General features: G+C 39.7%; 19 protein-coding genes and 1 riboswitch. Of the genes, 10 read left to right on the top strand and 9 right to left on the bottom strand.

The window, feature by feature from the left end; translation table 11 throughout:
* Nucleotides 1-10 precede the first annotated feature (10 nt).
* Nucleotides 11-289: a helix-turn-helix domain-containing protein gene (locus NRL14_RS17715; protein WP_306725260.1), complete on the top strand. Its 279-nt coding sequence runs from the start codon at nucleotides 11-13 to the stop codon at nucleotides 287-289.
* Between the two features lie 10 nt (nucleotides 290-299).
* On the opposite strand, the gene NRL14_RS17710 is transcribed toward NRL14_RS17715, so the two are convergent.
* From NRL14_RS17710 to NRL14_RS17695, 4 genes are all read right to left on the bottom strand, one after another.
* Nucleotides 300-773 (bottom strand): DUF4760 domain-containing protein, encoded by a 474-nt coding sequence (locus tag NRL14_RS17710; RefSeq protein WP_306725259.1) that lies wholly within the window; start codon nucleotides 771-773, stop codon nucleotides 300-302.
* 57 nt (nucleotides 774-830) lie between these two features.
* A complete protein-coding gene (locus NRL14_RS17705) occupies nucleotides 831-1427 on the bottom strand; it encodes a hypothetical protein (RefSeq protein WP_306725258.1) in 597 nt (198 codons plus the stop codon).
* Between the two features lie 70 nt (nucleotides 1428-1497).
* The gene (locus NRL14_RS17700) at nucleotides 1498-2163 is read right to left on the bottom strand and encodes a hypothetical protein (protein ID WP_306725257.1); all 666 of its coding nucleotides are present in this window, start codon (nucleotides 2161-2163) and stop codon (nucleotides 1498-1500) included.
* Nucleotides 2164-2324: 161 nt separating this feature from the next.
* Nucleotides 2325-2510 carry a hypothetical protein gene (locus NRL14_RS17695; protein ID WP_306725256.1) on the bottom strand — a complete coding sequence of 62 codons (186 nt, stop codon included), beginning with the start codon at nucleotides 2508-2510 and terminating at the stop codon, nucleotides 2325-2327.
* Nucleotides 2511-2982: 472 nt separating this feature from the next.
* On the opposite strand from NRL14_RS17695, the gene sbcB reads away from it, so the two are divergent.
* Nucleotides 2983-4428: an exodeoxyribonuclease I gene (sbcB, locus tag NRL14_RS17690; protein WP_306725255.1), complete on the top strand. Its 1446-nt coding sequence runs from the start codon at nucleotides 2983-2985 to the stop codon at nucleotides 4426-4428.
* Nucleotides 4429-4904: 476 nt separating this feature from the next.
* On the opposite strand, the gene NRL14_RS17685 is transcribed toward sbcB, so the two are convergent.
* Nucleotides 4905-5786, bottom strand: a complete 882-nt coding sequence (locus NRL14_RS17685; protein ID WP_008134531.1) for an NAD(P)-dependent oxidoreductase — start codon at nucleotides 5784-5786, stop codon at nucleotides 4905-4907.
* Nucleotides 5787-5907: 121 nt separating this feature from the next.
* On the opposite strand from NRL14_RS17685, the gene NRL14_RS17680 reads away from it, so the two are divergent.
* Together NRL14_RS17680 and NRL14_RS17675 are read left to right on the top strand one after the other, a co-directional pair.
* Nucleotides 5908-6468 carry a glutathione peroxidase gene (locus tag NRL14_RS17680; RefSeq protein WP_008134532.1) on the top strand — a complete coding sequence of 187 codons (561 nt, stop codon included), beginning with the start codon at nucleotides 5908-5910 and terminating at the stop codon, nucleotides 6466-6468.
* Nucleotides 6469-6555: 87 nt separating this feature from the next.
* The gene (locus NRL14_RS17675) at nucleotides 6556-7536 is read left to right on the top strand and encodes a 2-hydroxyacid dehydrogenase (RefSeq protein ID WP_306725254.1); all 981 of its coding nucleotides are present in this window, start codon (nucleotides 6556-6558) and stop codon (nucleotides 7534-7536) included.
* Nucleotides 7537-7629: 93 nt separating this feature from the next.
* Here the strand turns inward: NRL14_RS17675 and NRL14_RS17670 are convergent, their stop codons facing one another.
* Nucleotides 7630-8952: a sodium-dependent transporter gene (locus tag NRL14_RS17670; RefSeq protein ID WP_008134534.1), complete on the bottom strand. Its 1323-nt coding sequence runs from the start codon at nucleotides 8950-8952 to the stop codon at nucleotides 7630-7632.
* A gap of 141 nt (nucleotides 8953-9093) precedes the next feature.
* Between NRL14_RS17670 and NRL14_RS17665 the strand changes: the two genes are divergently transcribed.
* Nucleotides 9094-9852, top strand: a complete 759-nt coding sequence (locus NRL14_RS17665; RefSeq protein ID WP_306725253.1) for a 4'-phosphopantetheinyl transferase superfamily protein — start codon at nucleotides 9094-9096, stop codon at nucleotides 9850-9852.
* 46 nt (nucleotides 9853-9898) lie between these two features.
* On the opposite strand, the gene lysC is transcribed toward NRL14_RS17665, so the two are convergent.
* Nucleotides 9899-11302, bottom strand: coding sequence for a lysine-sensitive aspartokinase 3 (lysC, locus tag NRL14_RS17660; RefSeq protein WP_306725252.1), 1404 nt, complete (start codon nucleotides 11300-11302; stop codon nucleotides 9899-9901).
* Nucleotides 11303-11377: 75 nt separating this feature from the next.
* A riboswitch (Lysine riboswitch) is annotated at nucleotides 11378-11550 on the bottom strand.
* Between the two features lie 101 nt (nucleotides 11551-11651).
* Nucleotides 11652-12899: a sodium:proton antiporter NhaD gene (nhaD, locus tag NRL14_RS17655; protein ID WP_197161002.1), complete on the bottom strand. Its 1248-nt coding sequence runs from the start codon at nucleotides 12897-12899 to the stop codon at nucleotides 11652-11654.
* Nucleotides 12900-13121: 222 nt separating this feature from the next.
* Between nhaD and NRL14_RS17650 the strand changes: the two genes are divergently transcribed.
* From NRL14_RS17650 to NRL14_RS17635, 4 genes are all read left to right on the top strand, one after another.
* Nucleotides 13122-14393, top strand: a complete 1272-nt coding sequence (locus tag NRL14_RS17650) for a hypothetical protein (RefSeq protein WP_306725251.1) — start codon at nucleotides 13122-13124, stop codon at nucleotides 14391-14393.
* 3 nt (nucleotides 14394-14396) lie between these two features.
* The gene (locus NRL14_RS17645; RefSeq protein ID WP_024605891.1) at nucleotides 14397-14945 is read left to right on the top strand and encodes a hypothetical protein; all 549 of its coding nucleotides are present in this window, start codon (nucleotides 14397-14399) and stop codon (nucleotides 14943-14945) included.
* Entirely contained in the window at nucleotides 14942-17716 is a 2775-nt protein-coding gene (locus NRL14_RS17640) for an ATPase (protein ID WP_306725250.1), read from the top strand. The genes NRL14_RS17645 and NRL14_RS17640 overlap by 4 nt, the downstream gene beginning before the upstream one ends.
* 140 nt (nucleotides 17717-17856) lie before the next feature.
* Complete coding sequence (locus NRL14_RS17635) at nucleotides 17857-18408, top strand: DUF4136 domain-containing protein (RefSeq protein ID WP_306725249.1); 552 nt, start codon at nucleotides 17857-17859, stop codon at nucleotides 18406-18408.
* A 571-nt stretch (nucleotides 18409-18979) separates the two neighbouring features.
* Here the strand turns inward: NRL14_RS17635 and NRL14_RS17630 are convergent.
* On the bottom strand, nucleotides 18980-19468 hold the full coding sequence (locus NRL14_RS17630; RefSeq protein WP_306725248.1) for a peptide-methionine (S)-S-oxide reductase: 489 nt from the start codon (nucleotides 19466-19468) through the stop codon (nucleotides 18980-18982).
* Between the two features lie 340 nt (nucleotides 19469-19808).
* Here NRL14_RS17630 and NRL14_RS17625 point away from each other — a divergent pair, with 340 nt between their 5' ends.
* Nucleotides 19809-21659, top strand: a complete 1851-nt coding sequence (locus NRL14_RS17625; protein ID WP_306725247.1) for a TonB-dependent siderophore receptor — start codon at nucleotides 19809-19811, stop codon at nucleotides 21657-21659.
* Nucleotides 21660-22348 lie beyond the last annotated feature (689 nt).

Below are 22348 nucleotides of genomic sequence, written 5' to 3'. Positions count from 1 at the left end.
TTAATAAAAGATGGTTTTAAGTAAAACAAAGAGCTCTTTTTATAGAAGGCTATTAATCGCTAGCTTGATTGAGCGTGGGTTTAATACTATTCCTAAAATAATGAGTGAAATAGAAATTCCTCGGCGAACAGCGCAAGATACAATCTCTGCGCTGGAGGAATTAGATATAGAGTGCGCTTTTATAGGCGCTCCCAAGAACGGCTACTATGAAATTCGCTCTTGGGGGGCTATTGATAAAAGCTGGGTAATGAACAATACCGTTAAGTTAATGGAAACACTTAGCTATTAACTTTTAAAACCTATATTCCTTTTCTGACTTTCCACTGTAAACAAAGGTACTCTAAGTTTATATAAGCTGATTGATTTCGTTGTTTTACTTCAACAATATAAGGTCTAAGATAACCATGAATATTCAAAACCATTGATGAAAGAGAACTGTATAAGAATTCTTCATCATAAATATTATGCCTAACCCCTGCGGCCATTCTTTCTAATTCATTTAAAACTACTCTTATGGCATTAGCTTCATCTGTACTCATATCTTTTATTGCGTATTCTGAAAGTGGTTTGTCTAGCCTATTATCTAAAAGTACAGCCAAAGTCTTCAATGAGTCTTGAAATAGTTTGTTTTCACTGAGTCCTTGAGAAAAAGACAAAGACTTTTCAAGCCTCTTCTCTTTTTTTTGAACCTTAATACCATAAAGAGCAACTAGTGCAGCTAATGGTATTGTAATTGGCGCGATAGCCGCAACTTTTAGTAAGAAATCATACATATTTAATTTTAGTCTACAGAGCTATTGAGTTTAGATACATTACAAACATTGGTATGGTTATTCGTCTTTTTGCCATGCTGACTTTGCTTTTTTTAATTCCTCTTTATACTCAGATTTTTTTTCTTTTGAAAAGAGGCTTTTAATTGTGCTCTCTAAGTCAAAGATCGATTTTATGTGTTCTTTGCATTGTTGATTCATTAAAAAGAAACTAAGTATGAAGGGTTCTGTAAGTTTTGTTTTATCTTCCTCATATAATAACCCGCTTTTTTTTAAACTATCATATAGGTTCTTAGATTCTTCTTTTATCGCTTTTAAATAAGAATCAGGATACTTATCAAGATGAGAATCAACTCTATTAGTTTCAAATGGCCTGTCATTTTCAAATGGACTATGCAAATTTAACTCATCATAAGTAACCTTATTGATTCGATTAGACAGTATTGCCTGAGATTTTTTGAGCCGTTTTGTTAAATCAGTTTTGTACTGATTAATCCCTCCCGTATCCGATGCTACATTTACTGGGATGGGAAAGTGCTCAGGCCATTCATCAAATATCCTATCTAACGAGTCATCTAAAGATTTACAAACCTGTGTGTTTATTTCTTTTATTTTATTATTGTATTCAGTAATTAATTCTTGTAATTCTTGATTCATATAATTTCCAAGTAACCTAAAGTCTTTGAATAAGGAAAGTTTTTTAATTTAAAATATTAAAGCTAATAAACTATTTTTCTACAGTGTAGTTAGTTTCATCAGGTTCTGTTAGTGTTCGGTCATAGCGTGTTACATCAAAATGCTTTTTATAATCAAAATCATGCAAATTAGCATGGATAATTTCTCTATGAGGTATAGATATTAAAAATTTGCTTATATCTGAACCCTCATGCTTTTGAATTTTTTCTAGTACTGGCTTGTAGTCAATTAGATAGATAAGATCTTTCTTCTCATCGTCTCTATAACCACTGACAAGAGGGAGTACATTTAAGTCGTTACTGTCTATTCCGGTTTCAACCACATAACCTATATAAACTTTACTGTTCGATAAAGTAAATGCAACCGGTAGCCCTTTCTCCCAAGAACTGAAAATTATTGATGAGAATTCAGGAGTTGAATCTTTTTTTGCTGCTAATTTCCATGTTTCATAAAGTAGGTTTTTTTGATAATCAGCTCTTTTGATTGCTTTTGGAATTATGTAGGATAATAACAGTGTCATTAAATAAACAGCAATGAGGTTTATTCCACTTGGGGTATTACTCACTTCTGGCATTAATATACTTAAAAACTTTTTAAAACTGCTTCCTAATGTTCTGCCAAACTCTGTTACTCCAAATACTGAAACAATAATATAAGAGATACAAAACAGTCCTAGCCCCCAAGAGGCCGCTAACAAGAAGGTATGGTAACCTTGGGACTTTTTATAATCCGTTATTGTAAAGTAAGTCCTATTACAAAACAGGTGTCCTGCGATTGTGATAACGAGGATGAAAATTACGGTAGGTTTTATCATTATTATTTTCGAGTATGAATAAACAGCACCATATAGGTGCTGTTTTAGGTGCTAGGTATGGCTTCTTTTGCCTTTTTCACTTGTTGCTGTACAACAGTACTATTGACGAGTGAATCAATATCAACAATAAAGTAACTAGTACCTGACATTTTCACTGATATTTCATCTTTTTTAATTTGAGTAGTGTCACTACCTGATGGCTTTACTATTTTACGTTTAAAAATACCCATCACTACCTCCTAAAACTACTTTTTCATTAATATGTAAGCAGTATTTACATAGCTAACACCCATATAATGAAAAGATTGTATTTATCATATTTGGTAGCATAGTACTAAATAAGACCCATAGCAACATATAGGGATACATAAAACACATACAACAATCTAAATATTGCATGAGTAAGTACAAATTGAACTAACTAGTAATCATCTTGTTTAGTTTTAGCTATAAACACTTTCTGCTTAATAGCATTTGTTATATAAAATTAACTTTAGTCATATTTCATACTGCGGTGGCTTTATATCTTTCAATTAATTATCAAACCTCAATTTCACTCTTTAAATAAATCCAACTAACACATCATTTCTCACCCAAACCTATAAACTCCCTCGCCCATATGCCATAATCTAAATAATTCATTATTTTAGTAACTTGGCGCGTATTTAGGCGCTTTTAAGTTAACTACTCAGGGTTTTCAGCATGGCATATCAAGAGCAAAATCAAGCAACAATCTATTGGCACGACTACGAGACTTGGGGGGCGAGCCCTCAAAAGGATAAGCCGAGCCAGTTTGCGGGTGTTCGTACCGATCTTGATTTAAATATAATTGGCGAGCCACTTATTGAATATTGTAAGCCGCAAGCGGATTACTTACCTCACCCTGAGGCGTGTTTAATTACGGGTATTACGCCACAAGTAGCGATGAAAAAAGGCTTGGTTGAAGCTGAGTTTATAGCAAAAATTCATGCTGAGTTTAGTGTACCAAACACCTGTGTTGCCGGTTATAACAGTATTCGGTTTGATGACGAAGTAAGCCGTTATAGCTTTTACCGTAATTTTTACGACCCATACGAGCGCGAATACAAAAATAACAATAGCCGCTGGGATATTATTGATTTAGTACGTGCTTGTTACGCGCTGCGCCCTGAAGGCATTGAATGGCCGTTAAAAGAAGACGGTAGCCCAAGCTTTAAGCTAGAGCATTTAACAGTAGCCAATGGTATTGAACACGCCGCAGCGCATGATGCGCTAAGCGATGTAACCGCCACTATTGCACTGGCTAAACTAATAAAAGAAAAACAGCCAAAGCTGTATAACTTCTTTTTTGGGCTGCGTAATAAAAAAGCCCTTGCTGAATTGGTTGATGTATTTAACATGACGCCGCTGGTGCATACCACGTCGCGCATACCTGCAACACAAGGCTGTACAAGCTGGGTTGCACCAATGAGCTTTCATCCGGTAAATAAAAACGCGGTTATTTGTTTTGATTTAACCCAAAACCCGCAAGTACTCATTGATTTAAACGTAGAAGATTTACGCAAACGTTTATACACCAAACGTGTAGATTTAGCCGAGGGTGATTTACCTGTTGGTTTAAAGCTGGTGCATTTAAACAAGTGCCCTATTTTAGCCCCCGCTAAAACATTATTGCCTGAAAACGCCGCCCGCCTTGGGATTGATCGCGAGCAGTGCTTAGCTAACTTAGCTATTTTAAAAGCCAATACCGACCTTCGCGATAAAGTAACGGAAGTGTTTAACAAGCAAGGTGATTACAGCGCAACAACTAACGTTGACTACTTACTTTACGATGGGTTTACAAGCCATGCCGATAAAGCTAAGTTTGCGATTATTCGAGATGCTAAACCAGATGAATTGGCTGGATTGAAGTTAGACTTTGAAGATAAAAAGTTTAATACCTTGTTGTTTAGATACCGCGCCCGTAACTGGCCAGAAACGCTAAACCAGCAAGAGCTTGACCAATGGCGCCAATATTGCCAAAACAAGTTAATGCACGGCGAAGATCAACCATCGATTAACGCGCAAGATTTTATGATCACCCTTGAAAACCTAGCGCATGAACATGACGACAGCGAAAAAAATCTTACAATTTTAAAGGCGCTGTATAACTACGCACAAAGCATGTAATTCGGTGTAGACGTAGAGCTTGCTCACGTGAAAAGCGCAGCTTTTAATATCTTTGTCATTTTAAAAACTGTGTTTTTATACGCAAGCAAGCTTTGCGTCTACAAGTAAAAAACACAGCTACATTTTGGCGGTAGACGTCGAGCTTGCTCACGCGAAAAGTGCAGCTTTTAATATCTTTACCATTTTAAAAACTCTGTTTTTATACGCAAGCAAGCTTTGCGTCTACAAGTAAAATCACAGCTACATTTTGGCGGTAGACGTCGAGCTTGCTCACGCGAAAAGTGCAGCTTTTAATATCTTTACCATTTTAAAAACTCTGTTTTTATACGCAAGCAAGCTTTGCGTCTACAAGTAAAATCACAGCTACACTTTGGCGGTAGACGTTGAGCTTGCTCACGCGAAAAGTGCAGCTTTTAATACCTTTACCTTTTTAAAAACTCCGTTTTTATACGCAAGCAAGCTTCGCGTCTACAGCGTTATTTTTTATGTAGTGCTTCAATGCGTGCTAGTAAGCTTGAGGTGTCGTATCTGCCGCCACCAAGTGCTTGTACGTCGGCGTAGTATTGATCGACCGTTGCGGTCATTGGTAAAGTCGCGCCGTTGTTTTTAGCTTCATCAAGTGCAATGCCTAAATCTTTACGCATCCAATCTACGGCAAAACCAAACTCGTATTCACCCGCCCACATTGTTTTGTAGCGGTTTTCCATTTGCCACGAACCGGCTGCGCCTTTAGATATTGTCTCTATTACTTTTTCGCCGTCAAGCCCTGCTTGTTTGGCAAAATGTAAGCCTTCGGCTAACCCTTGTACTGCGCCAGCAATACAAATTTGATTAACCATTTTACAAAGTTGTCCCGAGCCAACGCCGCCTAACAGTTGGCTAAAACGGCTAAACGCCGCCATAACTGGCTGCACTTTAGCAAATACGGCTTCACTGCCACCTGCCATAACCGTTAATACGCCATTTTCGGCGCCAGCTTGTCCGCCCGAAACTGGCGCATCTATAAAGTCGACATTTTGTAGTTCAGCTTTTGCAGCTACTTCGCGGGCTACTTCAGCAGAGGTTGTGGTGTGATCAACCAAAACAGTGTGCGGCAACATGCCCGCTAACACGCCGTCGTTGCCATACACTACTGAGCGTAAATCGTCATCGTTACCAACACACATAAATACGATATCGGCATTGCTGGCAGCTTCGCGCGGGGTTGGTGCAAAGCTTCCTGAATGTTCTGCAGTCCACGCTTGTGCTTTAGCTTGAGTGCGGTTATAAACGCATACGCTGTGCCCTGCTTTTGCTAAATGCCCCGCCATTGGGTAACCCATTACGCCTAAACCTATAAATGCGACTTTCATTGACATAAAAATGACCTATTTAACTGATAACTTAGAAACTAGGCTTAGATTATGTCAACCGGCTGATAAAAAAGCGAATGAAAATCTTTATAAAATTTCCTTAATCGGAAATGTAAGTAGGTAACCTATGGATAGTATTTATCAATTTAATGCACCACTTTACAACAGCGAAAGCTTTCCTCTTAGTAAGCTACAGGGAAAAACCATACTGATTGTTAATACAGCGAGTAAGTGTAATTTTTCGGTGCAATTAAGTGCGCTTGAAAAACTATATCAAGAATATAAAAGTAGCGGATTTACAATATTGGCATTTCCGTGTAATCAGTTTGGTCAAAATGAGCCGCTTGATAATTTAGCCATTAAAGACTTTTACCAAGATCAATTTAATATCTCGTTTGAGATATTTGGTAAAGTAATGGTAAATGGGCCAGAAACTCACCCGTTGTTTAATTATTTGAAATCACATACTCGGGGTATTTCACAAAACCGTGCAATTAAGTGGAACTTCACTAAGTTTTTAATTAACTCGCAAGGTCAGCAGGTTGCTCGCTATGCGCCGCGTACTAAGCCCGAAACACTTAAACAAGTAATAGAAAGCAACCTACTGCAAGCAGCAAAGGTAAACACAGCAAAAAGTGATAAAAGAATATCGCCTAAAACACCTATATTTACTTCGCTTAAAGCTTAAATTAGTAGCAGGAGAACTAATTAGGCACGTTTTTGTAAAGTAGTTTAATGTTACTATTATTTTTCCTTAAGCGTCGGAGCTATTACCATGAACATTGCTTTTTTTAGTACTCAAAAGTACGAACTGCCTTTTTTTGAACAAAGTACACGCGATAATCGTGATATAAAAATAACGTATTTTGAGCAAGCTCTAAGCGAACAAACGGCTATTTTAGCAAACGGGTTTGATGCCATATGTGTATTTGTAAACGACACCGTAAACGCCACGGTTATTGAACAACTGGCAAGCCAAGGCATAAATACTATTTTGCTACGTTGTGCAGGATTTAATAACGTTGATTTACCTGTAGCAAAAGCACATAACTTAAAGGTATTACGCGTCCCAGCTTACAGCCCTGAGGCCGTAGCCGAGCATTGTATTGCACTTATGCTAACGCTTAGCCGTAAAACTCATAAAGCGTATAACCGCGTACGCGAAGACAATTTTGATTTAAACGGATTACTAGGCTTTAACTTGCACAATAAAACCGTGGGTATTGTAGGTTGCGGTAAAATTGGCCTTGCGCTGTGCAACATTTTAAATGGCTTTGGCGCTAAAGTATTAGTGTGCGACCCATACGCACAACCTGGCAATTATACAATTACCGATATAGACACCTTACTTAGCCAAAGCGATGTAATTTCTTTGCACTGCCCATTAACGGAACAAACTCATCATTTAATAGATGATGAGGCATTTAGTAAAATGAAAACCGGCGTTATGCTTATTAACACCTCTCGCGGGGCACTGCTTAACAGCAAAGCGTGCATTAATGCACTTAAAACTAAAAAATTAGGGTATTTAGGGCTCGACGTTTACGAGCAAGAGTCGGAGCTATTTTTTAAAAACCACAGTGACGAAATAAACCAAGACGATATATTTTCGCGCTTAGTGAGCTTTAAAAATGTATTAGTAACGGGCCATCAGGGCTTTTTTACCCAAGAAGCACTTACAGAGATTGCTAATATAACAATACAAAATGCACTTGAAATAAATGAAGGTAAACCTCTAACTAATGAGGTTTCATAAAGACTTTGGCTATACCTAAATTTTAGGCACAAAAAAAGCGAATAAGCTGAGCCCTATTCGCTTTTTTGTTTAAAAATTTACTTTAAATAGAGCTTAACCAAACGCAACGTTTGCAAATACCAAGGTCATTAATATTGGACAAACAAAACGAATATACTGAGCAAACCAGTAATGTACGCCTGTTGTTGCTTGGTGTAATTTATTACCACGCTGCCACATCCACCCTACTGTAATAAAGTAAAATAAACCCATAAGCGGTAATTGGTATTGAGTAAATAGCATAATGACTAAGCCAAATAACCAATCAAAATTTAATATAATGGCGCTTGCACACACAAGTACAACGGCGCTCACTGCCCACGTTGCTTTGGTGCGACTAACGTTGTGATTTTCGACTAAAAACGCTACCGGAATTTCAGTGGTCGATATAGTTGACGTAACCGATGCGATAGACATTAATACAAAAAACAATAAACCAACTAATAAGCCAATTTCGCCCATGGTGCTAAATAGCTCAGGTAAAATAGCAAAAATAAGTTGCCCTTCGCCAATCAATTTACCACCACTAAATACTTCAACACCGTTGTGTTGCGCCACATAAATAGCAGGAATAATAAGTAAGCCCGCTAAAAACGCGACACTGGTATCGAGTAAAGCAACACCTGCGGTGAGCTTTGGTAAATTAGCATCTGGCTGTAAATACGAGCCGTAAATCATCATACAGCCCACACCTAAAGAGAGCGAAAAGAACGCTTGCCCCATTGCGGCAATAATTAAATTAGGGTCGAGTATTTGGCTAAAATCAGGAATTAAATACGCGGCAAAGCCTTCGCTTGCGCCATCGAGTGTTGCAATATAGGCAATTAAACCAACTAGCAGCACAAGTAACAGTGGCATTAAACGGCGCGACCAAGTTTCGATTCCCGATTTAACCCCTTTTAAAATAATACTGGCTGTTAAAATAAGCATAAGCGGCGTAAATACAAAATTACGCAGCACTGAGTCACTATGTAAAAACTCGCTTGCGCCTGTGAAACCTAAAAAGGTTGTTATGGGTTCAATAGCGTATGAGAGCATCCACCCAGCTACTATTGAGTAAAAACTTAGCATAACAACTGCGCCCGCAAGGCCTATATAACCTGCCGCAGCACCAACCTTACGGTTAGTGTTTTGCCATGCATCGCCCAATGCTTTTACAGGATTAGCTTGTGCTTTGTGACCTAAATAAAGTTCGGTATACAGCGCAGGAAGCGCAAGTAAAAATATAACAATAAAGTAAACCAGTAAAAATGCACCGCCGCCATGGTTGGCCGCTTGCGTAGGAAAACCCCAAATATTACCTAAACCCACTGCTGCGCCAGCAGCGGCTAAAACAAAACCAAGTCGGCTTTGAAACCCATCACGCACTTGTGCCATACATCTACAAATCTGTTATTATTTTGATTATTGTGAATTAAACCATATTTCATGCCAGCTGAGTAATAAAATTGTACCCAGCCTTTATTAGTGGCGTTAACCGCTCACAATATCAGCGACTTCTTTTGCTTTAGGGCTTTTATGACTGAACACTATTTTAAAAACGCCTTGAGTATTACTTCAACTCAATTGGCAAATTTGTCTTTACCGAGTAACAGTATTTTATTATTTAATGCTAAAACACTTGAGCTTAGTGACTTTAATTTACCCGATTGCTTAAGCCCATTTGAGTTAACTATTATAAACCGCCGTAAAAGCCCGCCAGCTAAGCAAGAGTATTTAGCGACGCGGTTATTGTTAAAACACCTTATTAAAGTAGCGCAGCCGCAACATGCGCACGTAGCCCTTAATAAAATGAGTACCGAATTTGACGAAGCAAGCTCAAAGCTGCAAATACATGTGAGTGGTGATGTTATTAATACCTGTATTTCGCACTCGCATGGTTTAGTTGGGGTCGCGCTAAATCTTGATAAAAGTGAGTTTGGTTTTGATATTGAAAAAATAAGCCTAAAACGTCCGTTTGAAAAGCTTGCTAAGCATTTTTATCATAATGATGAAATTACACTTATCACCGAGCCTACTAATACCCAAGCCCAAGCAGATACGTTTTTTAGAATTTGGACATTAAAAGAGTCACTTGCTAAAGCCACCAGCCGCCCTATTGCAAAATTACTTAGCCCCAATGTGTTTGACGAATTACATAGTGCAAAGCTGAGTGCTTGCAGTAATCGCGTTACTGTAGCTGATAGCAGTGACAGCAATGTTTGTTTTGATGTGAGTGTGGTGCATAAAAAAAGCATCGACTGGCGATGCTTTTTATTAAATGACTTTATTAATTAATTTTGTTAGGTAACTTTACTAGTTGATTTTCCTGAATAACGATTACTTACGCAGCAAAATCATTTTCTAATAAACGGCTATGGATAGACTGTACTACGTTATCTGACTCAGTTTGCTCTACTAAAAAGCACAGGTTGTGCTTACTAGCACCATGACAAATTAATCGAATGTTAAAGTCTTTTAGTACACTCATTAAGTTCATTTCGTGTTGGCGTAATTGAATCTCAGAGCCAATAAGTGCCACCAATGTTAGGTTGTTTTCTACCGAAACATGGCAAAACTCTGCAAGCTTATCTAGGCATTCTTGATCAAGCTCTGGACGCGACGCGTTTTGCGCATTATCAAGCGTTATAGCTACACTGATTTCTGATGTGGTTACCAAATCGACCGATATATTGTATTCACTTAATAGTGTAAATACGCGTGCTAAAAAGCCGCTTGCTAGTAGCATTTCTGGGCTTTTGAGCGTAAGCAATATTTGGTTTTTACGTTGCGTTACTGCGCGTATACCTGGTTGCTGCGATTTTTCGCGCTCAATCCATGTACCGCCACGCTCTGGCTCTCGGCTAGAACCAACAAACACGTTAATGTGGCTACGGCTTGCTGGTAAAATAGTTGCTGGGTGCAATACTTTTGCGCCAAAGGTTGCCATTTCAGCGGCTTCGTCAAAACTTAAGCGTGCAATAGGCGTCGCTTTTGCGCACAAACGCGGGTCGGTGCTAAAAATGCCCACTACGTCGGTCCAAATATGCACGCTTTTAGCGTTGATTGCTTCAGCTAATAATGCAGCACTGTAGTCAGAACCACCACGTCCAAGCGTTGTTGTTTGACCGTATTCGTCACTGCCAATAAAGCCCTGAGTCACAATTACTTGAGCGTCTAATAACGGGATTAAATGTTCTTTAGCAGCTTGCGCTGTGGCTGCAACATTAGGCGTTGCTTTACCAAATTGGCTGTCGGTTTTAAGCACCTTGCGCACATCAAAGCGATCGGCGTTTAAACCTTGTAAACGCAGCACCTGAGCAAACAAATACGACGATAAACGCTCGCCAAAGCTAAGTAGCTCGTCGTGTTGCTGATCGGTTATTAGTGGCTCTTGAGCCAATGTTTGAAATGCTTTTAAGGTTTCGTTAAAGCCAACCGCTAAATCGGCATCTAGCGATAATTCATCTAAAATAGTGTGTTGAATAGCAAGCACGCCATTTATGTGTTCTTGGCGCTCACTAGGAGTAATGCTTGATTTACACAGTGCAACTAAGTGATTAGTTACGCCGGCACTGGCGCTCACGGCAACAATACGTACGCTTTTATCTGCAACAATAATTTCACTACAGCGACTCATCGCTTCAAAATTTGCAACACTGGTTCCGCCAAATTTGGCAACGATGTAATCTGATTTTGCGCTTAACTCTGTTTGAGGCACTGTTTGTGGCACTGATTGGGTAGTCATTTAGTCTCCTTTCGCGATATCCAAATCGCAATAAAACAAGAAGAACTTGGCAAAGGAATGCTTGAAGATAAGTCCACTGCCAGAAGCTCTCCACCTATATTGGTGACAGTTTTGAGGATTCAGCCCCATAAACCGAAAAACAATGACGACGTACCATTATTTTCCTCGGCGAGTACTTCCCTCCTTAATGATCATCGGCTTTCGTCGCCTAACATTAAGTACCTAAGTATCGCACCTCTTCTGAATGCTTTATTAACCAGTGGCTAATAAAACAAAACCCCACTAAGTAGCGGGGCTTTGAAAGTTATCGTTTAGACGTCTAGCTGTCAAGCATTTAATAATTTATGAGTTAAATAAAACTGCCCATGTAATACGAGCCCGCATATCCAACCGTGTAACAAATTAATAAATGCAGCGATAAACGCAAGTAGCTCATAAAGGTAAGCGCTTTAACTTTACTCATGGCAATAATGCCCGCAGCCGAACCAATAATAAGCATTGAACCACCCACGCCCGTTGCATACGTAAACGACAACCAGTGTTGTTGGCTCATTACTATATCGGCTTTTAATAATGCAGCGGTAAGCGGTACGTTATCGACCCCTGCTGATAATATCCCCATTAAGTAGTTTGCGTATTCTGGCGCCATTACCGTGTATAGGTCGGTAAATTTACTCAACATACCAATTTCTTTAAGTGCGCCTACAAGTAAAAGTACACCTACAAAAAACAATAATGTGTCGTATTCTATATCGCGAACAAAATCGATTATGTCTTTGTTAATGTCTTTTTTGCGCATTAAAAATTGCGCTACTAAAAACATCACTGATAAGCCAAACAAAAAGGTTAATAGAGGCGGTACGCTGTAAATTACACTCAGCGTAAGTGTGCTCACTACGGTAGATAAAAATATAACAGCAATGGTAATGTCGGTTTTTTCGATGCGGGTTTTACCTGCACCAGCAAACTCAACACGCCCTTTCATACCGATAGACAGTAACGCGGCTAGCAGCATAACGCTTGCAAGTGCTGGCGCTATAAGTAGTAATAAATGAGCAATGGTTACTTTACCATCTAAAAATATCATCAGTGTGGTTACATCACCTGTTATTAGCGATACCCCACCTGAGTTAACCCCAAACACAATAAGCGTGGCGTATTTAATAAGCTTTTTAGGTTCAAGTTTTAATGACATAACAACCGCGAGCGATATAAGCGTAGCCGTTACGTTGTCTGAAATCGACGAAAACAAAAATGCAAAACCACCCACCAAAAACATGAGCTTTTTTTCGCTAATACTTTTTGGCATAACACGGTGCACAATGTTTTCTATAAACCCCTTTGAATTTAAATACGCTACAAAGGTCATTGCAGCCATTAAAAATAGCCATAATGAGGCAATTTCTAAAATATTTTCATTTAAAAGATGTTGAATCGTATCGGGGCTTTGCCCGTGTAGAGGGTATATAAAAAGAAGAATCCAGCAAAGCGTACCAAAAAAAAGCGTGGTTTTAGCTTTATTTACGTGGATTATATCTTCTATAACGATCAGTAAAAATGCAATCGCTATCAGGGTTAGAATAATCGAGGAAACCATGGTAGTTAAACAACCTTTGATATAGTTTTAAAGAACACACAAATAACATTCCATTTCATGTGCCTATTTTCGGCGCGAATTTTAGCACTGCCTCTATGCAAAAACTATTATTAAATGGTCTTAAAAACGAATACTATATACAGACAAGGTTAATTAAAAATACGTAATAATGAGTCTTCTAAAAGAACTCAATAATAAAATACTAGGATGTTGTAACCCCTTATGATCCCAGCTAAAAAGCTACTAAACACCATAACCGAACATTGGGGTGTATTAGCGCTATTATTTAAACGTTTTAAAATGGCTGACTTTAGCCTAAAAGACGTACAAAACGCGATTAAGCAAAAGCAGCCTACATGGTCGAACGAACGCATTTATAAAGAAACAAATCGTTTATTAAACCAAGATATTTTAATTCCGCTGGCTAAATCCTCTCAGCTTGAAATAAATCGTGCTATTGCTGATTTTGCTACTTTTTTACTCCAAGAAGAGCATTTAGGTTTAGCGCAAGAAATTAGCGTATTAGTCGACGACCTAGCACGTTTAGGTAACCGCCTAGATAACGCTGGCGAAATAGAAGACTTTGACGACTTACGCCGCTACAGCCGTATTATGGATGATCGGGTGCGTAAAATAATGAAGCTCTATACGCACAACGAAAACGCTATTTTAAATATTGTTGAACAAGCCAAATCAAATAATGCAGTGCAATCGCTGCAAAAGCGTTATAAAGCGGTAATAGAAGCCTTTGACGAATACATAGAGCCAATGCTTGAAATGGTTGATATTCGTGGTGAGTTTCATGCATGTTTTACTCTCATTGAAGAGCAAATAAGTAAGCAAATACTGCACATTGAGCGCTCAGGTAAAGCGTATAACGACAAACGTATGCTGGAGCAATTACGTACCCGTATACTCGAAATGCATTTAATGGGCCGAGAAAGCTTACGTAAAAGTGCCGATATGCTTATGCCACTACGTGAGGAGCTACGCCGTAATAACTTAATTACTCGCCAAGCAGCCAAAGTACTTGGGCTTGTACGTAAAAATGGTGTAGACAATATGCTAAGTGCTGTGCAACCACATCTTGTAAGCGACGCGCAGCGATATTCGCTTGGTCAGCAACGCCATATCGTGGCTTACATGGCAAGCTTGGTTGAATTTGAACACGAAGAATACCAATTGCCTGACCAGCAAGACGTGCCTGCATTTGTTACGCCTAATATTCCTGACTACAACGATGTTAAAACCAGCTTTGCTAAGCGCTTTAATAAAAAACGCAAAAAGCCGCAGCCCTTGCTGCAATTTTTAGACGAAAGCTATCCAGATCTCGATGCCGATGAAATGCTATTTTTGTATCAAAAATTAGTCAGCGACAGCGATATTAAAATAATTCAAAGCGATGAAAAAGCCCGCGTAAAAATTGCCGGTCAGCACTTTTCTTTATATCCATTTAATTCAGAGCCTCAGCCAGATCCAAAGGCAGGTAAATAAACCATGACACACATAAACTTAGACGAGCTAACTCATCTACAAGCCATTAATAAAAAATTAGTAGCGGGTTATCACATTTGCGAGCAAGACAACGTAATGTGGCAAGAGCTTGACCAGCACATAGAAGACTACACCGCCCTATTTACCGCCCTAGGTAACGATTTAAAACACGACAGCCGTGGCTTTTATTATTTTGGTAGCGACGAAAGCACGCCAAATATGGGCAAAATATCTCGCGCTATCGCGCTCACCATTTACATTTTAATTGAGCACTACGCCAATACGGGTAAAGACCCAATGCGCGCATTGTTTGACGACGTAAACGATTTAGAGCTTATGCAAACGCTGGTGCAAATTAACAAACATTTGTTTGATCAGCTTGAGATATTTTCGGGATCTGACCTGCGCAAAGATGTTTACCTGCGCATGGTCCGCTTAGGTTTAGCCCGTGAAGTAGAAGGCGGCTTTATGCTACAAGCGCCAATTCACCGCTACATAGATGCACTCATGGAAGTAAACGAAGAAACCTACATTACAGAGGACGAGGAATGAAAAATCTATACGGACTAAGTAAACTCGCCCTACTTAACACCGCAGGCTATGCAAAATGTGTGATCCCGCTTGATAAAAGCAGCTCTATTTGCGCGCCCAATAACACAGGTAAAAGCTCGGTTATTAACGCCCTGCAGTTTCCGCTTATTAACGATTTGCGCTTAACAGAATGGGACGGACACGATTTAGATGAAACCCGTAAGTTTTATTTTTCATCCGATCAGTCGTACATTTTACTCGAAGCTAACTTGCCTCATGGCTCGGTAGTAATAGGCGTTGCGGGACTTGGTAAAATTGCCGGTTACGCGCATCAGTACTTTTGTTATCAAGGAAAGCTTGATTTAGAGCAGTACACGCAAGGTAAAACTATTATTAAATTTACCAAGCTGTTCAACCATTTAAAATCGCTTAACTACAACCCTATTGAGCTTAAAGCACAAGAGCTCAACGCGCTATTGACTGGCGGCGCAACGCCTTTTGACGGCGACATAAACCTAAAAATGATCCCGCTTAATAATGTGCAAGACTCTTCTATTTATAAAGAAATATTTAGACGTATTCTTAACTTACACAAATTAGGCGCAAGCGACGTAAAACGTTTTATGCTACGTGTGTTTGAACGCCATATGTCGAACTCTAAGGTCGACTTTTATGAAGTATGGCGTCGCTCGTTCGATAAAGTAAATCGCTCAAAACGCGAATTAAAGGCCCTTGAGTCAATGCAAGAGCCAATAGCCGCGCTTGAATCAATGCTTGAAAACCAAACCGTGCTTAAAGGTAAATTAGCGGCGTATGCGCCTAAAATTGACCAAGCACTGATTGATTTTGATACCTATCAAGAGTCGCAACTTAATGAGCTGGGCATTGCGCTTGAAGATATAGAGCACGAAAAACACGAGTTTGAGCAAAAACAAAGCCTATACGTACAGCAATCGCGCGACATAGAGCGCAGACAAACACAAATTGAGCAGTGGTTTTTAGATTACGATGCGCTTAAAAGCGAGTTTGAACTAGTAAATAAAGCCACGCTTAAAACCAGCCTGACTCAGTTAAAGCAAGATTACGAGTCGCTTTCGCACTCTATAACCAGCGCACAAGGGCAAAGCCTACACACGCTTGACTACCGCATTAGCGAAACACAAAAACAAATTAAGAGCTTAAAGCTGCAACTTAAAAATCTTGAGTTTAATTTGTTTACCCGCATGCGCGAAGACCTCTCTTTAAAAGAAGTAGAGGAAATATCGCGGATTTTAAATCCTGATATTCTCTCGTTTGCGACCACCACTAATGGCGATATAACCATTGATGACGAAGACGCCTTTGGTGAGTTTTTATCGCTATTAAGTGAAAACGTTAAAGGCGGCGTATTAACGCTACCAGGTGCGAGCATTAAGCTTAAAAAGCTCTCGCCTGTGCAAATGCAAAGCGGCGAAAACAAAGAGCAATTAACCGCTCAGTTAAATGCTCTTGAGCATTCACTTAAAGAGTTTAAACAACAGCGCGATGTTGCAGCAAACGTTGCCGACAAGCAAAAAGAGAAAGACGCGTTATACGATGAGCTTATGAGCGCAGAGAACGCGCTAAAACGCTTAGAGCAGTTTGATATAATGCAGCAGTCGGTTGAAGCGCAAGCCATGCTAAAAGAGCAGTTATTAGCTGAGCGCGAACAAGTTGACGACTACCTGCAAGATATTCAAAAAAATAGTGGCTCAATTGCCGATCGTCGCTCGTTAATTAAATCGAAACAAGAGCAAATTAATCGCCAAACTGAGCGCTTACGCCAAGTTAAAAGTGAGCGAATTGACCATACCCTTGATTTATACAGCGGTAAAGTAACTCCATACATGATTGATATTACGGTCGACTTTGATAGCTTAAGCGATCTTGTTCATCACTTTAATAAAGACTGCCAAGAGCTGCGTAATTTTGACATAAACGTGCGTAACACCTATTTGCATGTATATAACGCGGGTATTACTAAATTCGACAACGAAAACGACGAATATACTAAATACCAAAAGCTAATAAGCGCCTTTCATAATATTGATAACGAACGCGACGCTGTTGAACGCCAAGCACGCGTTGCGCTTACCGAAGTGGCCGCAACTATTAAAGGCTTGCGAGAAGATTTAGACCGCCTTCGTCGCGAAATGAATAGCTTTAATAAAGGCATAAGCCAGCACCGTATTTCAAACCTGCAAGCGTTTAAAATTAACGTAATACCGCGCAAAATGCTGGTTGATAGTATAGATACTATTATCAGCACGTCGCATCAGTTTGAACAAGGCGACACACTTGATTTACTGAGCCAAGAACCGTACAGCGAAAGCGCAGTAAACGAAGCGAAAGATCACTTAATTAAACTCGCTTCAGATAAAGCTGGTTTAACACTTACCGATTTATTTGATATTCGATTTGAAGTGGTTAACCGCGCAGGTGAAACAGAGCACTTTGAAAAAATAGATTCGGCGGGTTCAAACGGCACACGTATTACGATTAAGTTATTGTGTGGCATGTTGTTTATTCGTTACTTATTAAGCGATCAGGAACAAAACCTATACCGTATACCTATTTACATAGATGAAGCGGCCGACATTGACCCACAAAATCAAAAAGCAATTATAGAAACCGCACTAAGCTTTGGTTTTGTGCCTATATTTGCCTCAGTTAAGCCACAAATAAGTTGTGACTACATTGTGCCTATTCGCTCGGTAAAAGACGGTGCACAAAACTGGGTGGATGAAAAAGATTGGATTGAAGTTGAACATTAGCTGATGAATCGAGACTAATTAACAGAGGTTAATTAGTCGTTCAGCCCTGACAATTAGACTAATATTTAGGACGTTTAAATAATACACATTTAAACTATGTGTGTTATTTTAAATTAATGCATTTTATTGGAGCAAACGTAATGAAAAATATACTTATTGTTGCAGCGCTAGCACTTCTTACAGCCTGTACACAAACCCCAGATTGGGATTACGATAAATCAGCTAACTTTAGTAATTTTAAAACATTTGCTTGGGTAGAAAACGCCAGCCTAACTAAAGACATAAATAACTATCAAATTAATGGCCTAATGGAAAAGCGTGTTCGCACTGCCGTTAATGCAGAATTGAGCCAAACACTAGGTATGAGTTTAGTTGATGCAGCGCAAGCTGATGTACTTGTTAATTATCATGCATCGGTTGATAAAGAGCTTGAAGTAGATACATTTAATGTAAACTACCGCCCGCATTGGGGTTACTGGGGTACTGGTTTTCAACGCGACACAACTGCGCGTGAATACGAAGTGGGCACACTGATTATTGATATTGTAGACCGTGAATCTAACCAGCTAGTATGGCGCGGCGCAAAAGAAGGTCGATTAAAGAAAAACCAATCACCAGAAAAGCGTGAAGCATCAATTAATAAAACAGTGAGCGAAATTTTAAGTAACTTCCCGCCGCAAAAGCAGCAGTAAATTAAAATTAGCTATAAGTTAGTTTTGAAAAAGCTCACAGTACGTGAGCTTTTTTGTAGGTGTGTATTTTTGGGCTTACAGACTTAAGTAATTACGAGCTACGCTCGTCACGTCAGCAAGCTGCACGTCTACAAAATACTGGATTAAACTTTACCTATAGGCGCTAAGCTTGCTTGCGCGCGAAGCGATAGCTTCTAATTACTTATATTTATAGCGCTATATTCAACCTTAAATTACGAGCTGCGCTCGTCACGTCAGCAAGCTGCACGTCTACAAAAAACACCGCGTCAAACTTTACCTGTAGACGCTAAGCTTGCTTGCGCGCGAAGCGGTAGCTTCTAATTACTTTTATAGCGCTATATTCCATCTTAAATTACGAGCTGCGCTCGACACGTCAGCAAGCTGCACGTCTACAAAAACACTATATTAAACTTACCCGTAGGCGCTAAGCTTGCTTGCGCGAGAAGCGGTAGCTTCTAATTACTTTATAGCGCTATATTCCATCTTAAATTACGAGCTGCGCTCGTCACGTCAGCAAGCTGCACGTCTACAAAAAAACACCGCGTTAAATTTACGATTTATACTTATGCAATAACTCAAGCGGTATATGGCAATAGTCATCAGGATGATTAGTTAATCGGTCTTGATGTTCAGGGTCGCTTGGTACGTAATTAGTTAGCCGCTCAACGCCTACTACAATTTTTTCTGCATCACTGCGCTTATTTATATAATTGCTTGCTGCGTCTAAATGGCTTTGGTTTTTGCTATAAATGGCAGTGCGGTATTTAGGGCCTACGTCATCTCCTTGTTTGTTAATACTGTATGGGTCAATAATTTCAAAAAAGTAGTCATACAGCTTATTTAGGCTAACGACTTTTAAATCAAAAATGACTTTTACGCATTCGGCATAACCATCGTATTCGCCGTTAGTGGTTTTGCTTGTACCATTAGCGCGACCTGCTTCAGTACTTATTACGCCTGGTAAGTGCTTTAAAAACTCTTGTACGCCCCACAGGCAGCCACCAGCAAAGTAAATAGTATTTTGTTGTGTCGTATCCATTATAAATGTTACCTAATAAGTAATTATACCGATTGCATTAAAATAGTGTTCTATTATAGCGCCAAGAAAATAGCGCAATAACAAGGCGAAAATTATGACATATAGTTGTTCTATATAAATAATTTTTAACGCAGTGAGTGCGCTATTTAATACGATAGAATGACCATGTTTTTAATAAAGTCGGTATTACGTAAATGGTTATCAAATGCAGTTATTAGCAAATTAATGTACAATCGCGCACAAAATGACTGCTGTTACATTTAGTTATTTTATCATGCTCAAATATAAGCTTTGAAATTAATTGTAACCGCAGCTACAAATAAAAAATGATGAGAAACACATGAATCGCACACCACACCTTATAATACCTGCAATATTATGCAGCGTTACTGCATTTGCTAATGCTAATACGCTATCTGATGAGTCGGCAATCGAGAAAATAACGGTTGAGGCCTCACCCACTGCAAATAAGTTGCCAGTAGGTACATTCGACTCGCCTATTTCTAATTTAGAATATGACCCTCGTGTTGATTTACAATCGCGTAATATGGCTGAGGCGCAGGCTGATGTAACTATACGCGGCGGTATTTTCGAAAACACCGGTTTTAGAGTAGGAAGCGCTACCCTGCTTGACCCGCAATCTGGTCATTATTTTGCTGAAATCCCCATTGCACCGCAAATGCTAAGCGGCCCAGATGTTTTAACCGGTGCCGATAACGCACTTTACGGTATGAATAGCTCTGTAGGTACGGTTTCATTTGGTTGGAAACCGATTATTACTGGCGGTAGTGTATCCCTTGGTACTGGTACAAACGACTTTAATCTGCAAAGTATTCACGCTGCTAAAAACACACAACTTGATAGTTTAGCTAACTATACTCTGGGCTTTGAAGGTGAGTATTCTCATTCGCAAAGTGATGGCACCATTGATAATGGCGATCATGACTTCTCGCGCGCCTCAGCTCGCGTGCAATTAGCAAGCGAGCACAGCCAAACAGATTTATTTTATGGCTCACAAGATAAGTTTTTTGGCTGGCCTAACTTGTACACCCCTTTTGGCGTTAACGAAACTGAAGATTTAGAAACCCGTCTTTGGATGCTTAATCACAAGCAAAACTACGCTGATAACAGCAACTTTGAAGTATCTGCTTATTATCGTACCCATGACGATCACTATATTTACTCGCGCGAAAATCCTAGTGCATTTGAAGCTTTTCATAAAAGCGAAGTTAAATCGCTTGGACTTTCGGGTCGTCATGCACAAAGTGATGCACTGGCAATAAATTACTCTGCACAGTTTATTGATGACTCGATTGAATCAACCACACTTGAAAACAACTTTACCTCACGAAAGTATTACAAGCTGAGTATATTGCCCCAATACACAATAGCGCTAAACAACCAACAGCTTACCTTTCGTTTAGGCGCAGCCTATGACGATACAAATCGTGATGATGCTGAAGTATCAGCTATTGGTGACATAACCTTAAACACCCAAAATAGTGACGGCACAGCACAAACCCTTTACTTATCATACGCGCAGGCGAGTCAAGTTGCAGGCTACACAGCCATTGGCGGCAGCGACTCTGGCGGGTTATTTAGAAGTAACTACAACCTTGAGCGCGAAACCACTTCAAACTTGGAGCTAGGTTTATTACTTGATGAGCAAACTTGGCAACTTAATTCGGCTATTTTTTATCGAAAAGATAATAACTTAACCGATTGGACCTTTAATTTTGATTCAACTTCAGCGCGCTTTGCAAACCCAGTTGATATTGATACAGCAGGGGTTGAATTTTTAGCGACTAAGCACTTTGATACAGCAAAACTTATAGCAAGCTACACCTATTTACATAAATCAGAAAACTACGGCGCAGCCGATATTGATGCCAGCTTTTACGCGTTAAACTTTCCTGATCACCGTTTAACACTTGGCGCTGTGTACAACCCAACTGATATTTTAGAATTTAGAATAGATAACGAATGGCGTACACAACACAAAAATGCACTTAGAAACGGCAGTGACAACGCGTTATTTACCCAACTAACGCTTAAAATAACCCCGCCACAGTTGAGTAATTTATTTATCACCTTAGCGGCAGATAACTTATGGGATGAGTCGTTTGAAGAAATACCAGGTACACCTGGGCGCGGTGAGCAATATACGCTAAGCGCAACGTATAGTTGGTAACCATTAACGTAAGCAAGCTTCACGTCTACAAAACAACCACAAACCTCCACTTTAGCAGTAGACGCAGAGCTTGCTCGCGTGAAAAGCGCAGCTTTTAATTATTTAGAGTCCAGCAACTTTTACCGCCTTTGTGAACCTTATTGACGGGCAATGCCCGTAACGTAAGCAGCTTCACGTCTACAAAACAGACACAACCTACACTTTGGCAGTAGACGCAGAGCTTGCTCGCGTGAAAAGTGCAGCTTTTAATTATTTAGAGTCCAGCGACTTTTACCGTCTTTGTGAACCTTATTGACGGGCAATGCCCGTAACGTAAGCAAGCTTCACGTCTACAAAACAGACACAAACCTACACTTTGGCAGTAGACGCAGAGCTTGCTCGCGTGAAAAGCGCAGCTTTTAATTATTTAGAGTCCAGCGACTTTTACCGTTTTTGTGAACCTTATTGATGGGCAATTCCCGTAACGTAAGCAAGCTTCACGTCTATAAAACAGACACAAACCTCCACTTTGGCAGTAGACGCAGAGCTTGCTCGCGTGAAAAGCGCAGCTTTTAATTATTTAGAGTCCAGCGACTTTTACCGTCTTTGTGAACCTTATTGACAGGCAATGCGCGTAACGTAAGCAAGCTTCACGTCTACAAAACAGACACAAACCTACACTTTGGCGGTAGACGCAGAGCTTGCTCGCG

The organism is Pseudoalteromonas sp. 20-92 (genome assembly GCF_030847595.1).
In the GTDB taxonomy this organism is placed as follows: Bacteria; Pseudomonadota; Gammaproteobacteria; order Enterobacterales; family Alteromonadaceae; genus Pseudoalteromonas; species Pseudoalteromonas fuliginea.
Note: the sequence above shows the minus strand (reverse complement) of the source record. Positions and strands in the feature narration are given on the sequence as shown.

Bases quoted from the DNA above. Each gene is read 5' to 3' on its own strand.
- NRL14_RS17665 (WP_306725253.1), top strand. From the start codon at position 9,094: ATGACTGAACACTATTTTAAAAACGCCTTGAGTATTACTTCAACTCAA.
- NRL14_RS17635 (WP_306725249.1), top strand. From the start codon at position 17,857: ATGAAAAATATACTTATTGTTGCAGCGCTAGCACTTCTTACAGCCTGT.
- NRL14_RS17705 (WP_306725258.1), bottom strand. From the start codon at position 1,427: ATGAATCAAGAATTACAAGAATTAATTACTGAATACAATAATAAAATA.
- NRL14_RS17625 (WP_306725247.1), top strand. From the start codon at position 19,809: ATGAATCGCACACCACACCTTATAATACCTGCAATATTATGCAGCGTT.
- NRL14_RS17630 (WP_306725248.1), bottom strand. From the start codon at position 19,468: ATGGATACGACACAACAAAATACTATTTACTTTGCTGGTGGCTGCCTG.
- NRL14_RS17685 (WP_008134531.1), bottom strand. From the start codon at position 5,786: ATGTCAATGAAAGTCGCATTTATAGGTTTAGGCGTAATGGGTTACCCA.
- NRL14_RS17675 (WP_306725254.1), top strand. From the start codon at position 6,556: ATGAACATTGCTTTTTTTAGTACTCAAAAGTACGAACTGCCTTTTTTT.
- NRL14_RS17640 (WP_306725250.1), top strand. From the start codon at position 14,942: ATGAAAAATCTATACGGACTAAGTAAACTCGCCCTACTTAACACCGCA.
- NRL14_RS17680 (WP_008134532.1), top strand. From the start codon at position 5,908: ATGGATAGTATTTATCAATTTAATGCACCACTTTACAACAGCGAAAGC.
- nhaD (WP_197161002.1), bottom strand. From the start codon at position 12,899: ATGGTTTCCTCGATTATTCTAACCCTGATAGCGATTGCATTTTTACTG.
- NRL14_RS17670 (WP_008134534.1), bottom strand. From the start codon at position 8,952: ATGGCACAAGTGCGTGATGGGTTTCAAAGCCGACTTGGTTTTGTTTTA.
- NRL14_RS17645 (WP_024605891.1), top strand. From the start codon at position 14,397: ATGACACACATAAACTTAGACGAGCTAACTCATCTACAAGCCATTAAT.
- NRL14_RS17715 (WP_306725260.1), top strand. From the start codon at position 11: ATGGTTTTAAGTAAAACAAAGAGCTCTTTTTATAGAAGGCTATTAATC.
- NRL14_RS17650 (WP_306725251.1), top strand. From the start codon at position 13,122: ATGATCCCAGCTAAAAAGCTACTAAACACCATAACCGAACATTGGGGT.
- NRL14_RS17695 (WP_306725256.1), bottom strand. From the start codon at position 2,510: ATGGGTATTTTTAAACGTAAAATAGTAAAGCCATCAGGTAGTGACACT.
- sbcB (WP_306725255.1), top strand. From the start codon at position 2,983: ATGGCATATCAAGAGCAAAATCAAGCAACAATCTATTGGCACGACTAC.
- lysC (WP_306725252.1), bottom strand. From the start codon at position 11,302: ATGACTACCCAATCAGTGCCACAAACAGTGCCTCAAACAGAGTTAAGC.
- NRL14_RS17710 (WP_306725259.1), bottom strand. From the start codon at position 773: ATGTATGATTTCTTACTAAAAGTTGCGGCTATCGCGCCAATTACAATA.